6 protein-coding genes are annotated in these 4,113 nt (G+C 62.2%); all 6 read left to right on the forward strand.

Annotated elements, in window-relative coordinates; translation table 11 throughout:
* The first annotated feature begins 361 nt into the window (after window positions 1-361).
* The 6 genes from J3T93_RS09835 to J3T93_RS09860 are packed head-to-tail and all read left to right on the forward strand — an operon-like array spanning window position 362 to window position 3,986.
* A complete protein-coding gene (locus J3T93_RS09835) occupies window positions 362-877 on the forward strand; it encodes a single-stranded DNA-binding protein (protein WP_267431536.1) in 516 nt (171 codons plus the stop codon).
* A complete protein-coding gene (locus J3T93_RS09840; protein ID WP_267431537.1) occupies window positions 858-1,007 on the forward strand; it encodes a hypothetical protein in 150 nt (49 codons plus the stop codon). The genes J3T93_RS09835 and J3T93_RS09840 overlap by 20 nt, the downstream gene beginning before the upstream one ends.
* Window positions 1,004-1,408, forward strand: coding sequence for a hypothetical protein (locus J3T93_RS09845; protein WP_267431538.1), 405 nt, complete (start codon window positions 1,004-1,006; stop codon window positions 1,406-1,408). The genes J3T93_RS09840 and J3T93_RS09845 overlap by 4 nt, the downstream gene beginning before the upstream one ends.
* Complete coding sequence (locus J3T93_RS09850; protein ID WP_267431539.1) at window positions 1,405-2,718, forward strand: DNA cytosine methyltransferase; 1,314 nt, start codon at window positions 1,405-1,407, stop codon at window positions 2,716-2,718. The genes J3T93_RS09845 and J3T93_RS09850 overlap by 4 nt, the downstream gene beginning before the upstream one ends.
* Window positions 2,705-3,130, forward strand: coding sequence for a hypothetical protein (locus J3T93_RS09855; protein WP_267431540.1), 426 nt, complete (start codon window positions 2,705-2,707; stop codon window positions 3,128-3,130). Before J3T93_RS09850 ends, J3T93_RS09855 begins: the two co-directional genes overlap by 14 nt.
* Window positions 3,108-3,986, forward strand: coding sequence for a hypothetical protein (locus tag J3T93_RS09860; protein WP_267431541.1), 879 nt, complete (start codon window positions 3,108-3,110; stop codon window positions 3,984-3,986). The genes J3T93_RS09855 and J3T93_RS09860 overlap by 23 nt, the downstream gene beginning before the upstream one ends.
* Window positions 3,987-4,113 lie beyond the last annotated feature (127 nt).

A 4,113-nucleotide genomic window follows, 5' to 3' on the forward strand; every position in this document is an offset into this window, starting at 1 on the left:
AGTGACCTGGCCCTGCTTGGTGCCGGCGTGTGCGGCGCGATCCTGTTCTTCGCGGTTCCTTGGACGCTGGTGGAGCCTCGGCTTGGCCTGGTGGACCTGGCTGCCCTCGTGTGCGGCTTCTGGTGCCTGGAACGGGGTGAGCGGGCATGACTCTTCCTACTCGTCCTGGATGCTCGTGTGCGACGTGCGCGCGTCTGACTTCCAGCATCTGCGAGAAGTGCCATAGGTCCTCGTGCGCGCACGCCTTGTGGTGCGGGTACGAGTGCAACGCTGAGGCAGCTGCAAGGCATGGGGCGACCAGACCCTGCTGGACCAAAGACAAACCCATCAAAATCAAGAAATTCGTGAAGGAGGCCAAGTAATGGCCGGAGAGACTTATTTGACGATTGTCGGCAATCTGACCGCCGACCCTGAGATGCGGACCACGTCCAACGGTGGCACGGTGGCGAACCTGACGATCGCGTCCACGCCCCGACAGTTCGACCGGAATACTGGCCAGTGGGAGGACGGGGAAACGCTGTTCATGCGCTGCTCCGCCTGGGATACGCAGTATCATCCCACCGCTTCCAACATTCAGGCCAGCCTGGCCAAGGGCATGCGGGTCATCGCCCGTGGACGCTTGGAGCAGCGCTCCTATCAGGACCGGGATGGCAACAAGCGCACGGTCGTGGAGATGCGCCTGGACGAGATCGGGCCAGCGCTGACAAGGAACACTGCCCAGGTGACCAGGAACAGCAATGGTCAGCAGCAGGCTCCGCAGCAGTCGCAGCAGTGGGGGAGCGGTCCCCAGCAGTGGGGCGGCCAGCAGGCCCAGGCTCCCGCCTCCCAGCCGCAGGACCCGTGGGGAGGTGCCGGCGATGACGATCCGGTCTTTTGATCCCTTTGCCGGGATCGAGCAGCCGGTCGACTGGGATGCGGTGGAGGCTGCCGAGCTCAGACGCGAGGAGGATGCCGAACGCCAGGCCGAACTGGAGCGCGACCGCAGATACATGGAGGACCTGATATGAGCCGTAATCGCAAGAGCGCCAAGCGTGCTGGTGCGGATATGGAGACCGCTACGGCGTCTTATCTGGCCTGGGGTCTTGATGATCCGAGGGTGGAGAGACGCCACCTGTCCGGGTCCCAGGACCGGGGAGACATCAATGGCATCATGCATGACCAGCATCGGGTGGTCATCGAATGCAAGAACACGGCCCGCATGGACATCCCCAAGCATCTTGACCAGGCGCAGAAGGAGGCCATGCACGATGGCGCTACATTCTGGGCCGTCGTGCAGAAGCGTGCCGGAATCGGGATTGATTCAAGGGAGACGGTGGGCCAGCAGCTGGTCTACATGACCTTGGAGCAGTATGCGCTGCTCCTGAACCACGGGGAGCCATTGGGGCCCGATGCGGAGGCCACGTCATGAGGTATGTGAGCATCTTCAGCGGCGTTGAGGCGGCATCGGTGGCTTGGTGTCCTCTTGGCTGGGAGCCGGTGGCTTTCAGTGAGATCGAGTCGTTCCCGAGCGCCGTCCTTGCCCACCATTATCCGAATACGCCCAATTTGGGCGACATTACGAAGATTGATTGGAGCGCACATGACGATTGCCTTACAGCCGACCTTGTGGTCGGGGGAAGCCCTTGCCAGTCCTTCAGCATCGCCGGACGGCGGGAGGGCCTTGAGGGAGCCTCCGGGCTCATGTGGGAGTATGTACGAGCAATACAGGCAATCCGTCCTCAATGGCTTGTCTGGGAGAACGTCCCGGGAGCGCTCAGCAGCTCGCACGGGGAGGATTTCCGATGCCTGCTCCAAGCCTTGGATGAGCTCGGGTATGGTCTGGCATGGCGAGTACTCGACGCGCAATTCTTCGGAGTGGCCAAAAGACGCCGCCGTGTCTACATTGTCGGAAGTCTTGGAAGTACACGCGCCTGCGAAGTACTTTTTGAGCCCGAAAGCCTGCGCTGGGATCATCCGTCGAGCCACGAAAAGAGGCAAGCCCTTGCCAGGCAGGCTCAAGGCAGCCTTGGAGGCGCAGATGATGGCGGAGGCTGCCTGACCTCCTGGGATACGCAGTCACGGCGCATCTACCGGCCTGACGGCGCATGGCCGACCCTGGATGCCAGGGCACGCTCAGGAGGCGACGGCAGGGCCGTGGCTTTCCTGCCCAACGCGGGCCATAAGGCGGGGTCGATGGCGGTCAGCGAGGAGCTGAGTCCCACGCTCAAGACCGAGCACAATCCTGCGGTGCTGTGTGCCAGCAACCGCGGCCCGCGCTCATCCATAGGGGAGGACGTGTCCCCGTCCCTTATGGCATCTGATGACAAGAACCCGAATGTGATGCTGTGTGCCACTGACAGTACTGCGAATGCGTCCATCGGCGAGGGTTTCGCGCCGACGCTGACTGCGCATGCCGCGAAAAGCGCAGGCTACGTGTTCTCCCCGAAAAACGCGGCTACGGCTGGTTTGAGCGTCAGTCGGGAGACGAGCCCCACTCTGTCCGCGACCAAGCAGCCCGCCGTGTCGGGCGATGGCATGGTGCGTCGGCTCATGCCCGTGGAGTGCGAGCGTTTGCAGGGCTTCCCGGACTCCTGGACCGACGTGCCGTACAAGGGCAGGGAGCACGCTCCCGACAGTCCCAGATACAAGACCCTCGGCAACAGCATGGCCGTGCCGGTCATGGCTTGGATCGGGCGGCGCATCCAGCAAACGGAGGAGGCGTCTCATGACGTGGCTTGACCATAAGGCTCTAATGATCGCCCGGCAGCTTCGTGAGCCGGCCAGCAGACGCCGGTACACGCGCCGTTTGCATGAGCTTGACCCCGTGCACGGCGGGCACCGGTCCAGGGAGGACATGTGCCTGCTGCATGAGACGCCACGCGAGCGGGCGACTCGAGGCAGGGTCAAGTTCAAAGATACGAGCCGACCCATCAAAGACCTGCGCGGTGAGACGTTCGGCATGCTCACTGTGATCGACTACTGGGGGCGTAAAGGCCGGAAGATCATGTGGACGTGCCGGTGCGACTGCGGGAAGGTCAAGACCATCATCGGCAGCAACCTCACAAGCGGAAGAACACGGTCCTGCGGATGCCAACGAGGGCAAGGAAGCAAAAAGAAAGGAGGGAATCATGGTGTGGTTCAAGGTCGATGACCGGCTCCCGCTCAACCCGAAAATGGCAGGGGTGAGCATAGCCGCCGTCGGGCTATGGGTTGAAGCAGGTGCTTGGGCAAGTGCTTCGCAAACTGACGGGCAAGTGCTTAAGCGTTTGCTTCGTGTGCTTCACCCTGATGCTTCGGAAAAACTCGCGGAAGAACTCGTCGCGGCGGGTCTGTGGGAAGATCAGGGTGACCACTGGCAGATTCACGACTTTCTGAAGTACAACCCTCCACGGGAAGAAGTCGAGGCCAAGAAAGCCCGTCGTTCCAGGGCTGGGAAGCTCGGCGGCATCAAGTCGGGCAAGTCGAGGCGAAGCAAACGCGAAGCAAATGCTGAAGCAAATGCTAAAGCAAATGCTGAAGCAAAACATGAAGCAAAAACGAACCCCGTACCCGTACCCGTACCTTATATATCTACTAACGTAGATATATCCCCTAAACCCCCAACGGGGGTTGAGAGCGACGAGGAGCAGATCCGGGAACCATCATCGGAGCCCACCGTCGAGTTCACCCAGTTCTGGTCGCTCTACCCGAATCACGATTACGAGGATGCCGCAGTCCGCGAGTTCCGCAGGGTGCGCCGCCGGCGCGTAAGCCTGGTCGCTCTCCTTCAGGGGGCTCAGATGCTTCGTGACGAGCACAGGGATCCCAGGTACATTCCGGCAGCAGCCAAGTGGCTGCATGACGGGGGTTGGAAGAACAGGCCCAGGCCGAGAGCGCCCGCGTCGTCGTCGGGCCCGGTGCCGAGCCGCAGCCAGCAGAACCAGGATGCGAACGCGGCGCTGATCGCCCGGTACGCGCAGGAGGAAGCACAACAACCGCAGGGAGCCAGGAAGGAGATCGGCTCATGAGCCTCACACTCAAGGAAAGCACCCTGGTGCTCGCCAAGATCCGGGCGCACCACGGGAACGCGCCCATCACCGACCTGGAGGCCCGCACCTTCCACGAGGAGCTGCGCTCCGACGCCACGCTGGCCGA

The organism is Bifidobacterium sp. B4111, assembly GCF_026537235.1.
GTDB lineage: Bacteria > Actinomycetota > Actinomycetes > Actinomycetales > Bifidobacteriaceae > Bombiscardovia.

What these genes read in the sequence shown, in the direction of transcription:
- J3T93_RS09835 (WP_267431536.1), top strand. Translation starts at nt 362, where the DNA reads ATGGCCGGAGAGACTTATTTGACGATTGTCGGCAATCTGACCGCCGAC.
- J3T93_RS09840 (WP_267431537.1), top strand. Translation starts at nt 858, where the DNA reads ATGACGATCCGGTCTTTTGATCCCTTTGCCGGGATCGAGCAGCCGGTC.
- J3T93_RS09845 (WP_267431538.1), top strand. Translation starts at nt 1,004, where the DNA reads ATGAGCCGTAATCGCAAGAGCGCCAAGCGTGCTGGTGCGGATATGGAG.
- J3T93_RS09850 (WP_267431539.1), top strand. Translation starts at nt 1,405, where the DNA reads ATGAGGTATGTGAGCATCTTCAGCGGCGTTGAGGCGGCATCGGTGGCT.
- J3T93_RS09855 (WP_267431540.1), top strand. Translation starts at nt 2,705, where the DNA reads ATGACGTGGCTTGACCATAAGGCTCTAATGATCGCCCGGCAGCTTCGT.
- J3T93_RS09860 (WP_267431541.1), top strand. Translation starts at nt 3,108, where the DNA reads ATGGTGTGGTTCAAGGTCGATGACCGGCTCCCGCTCAACCCGAAAATG.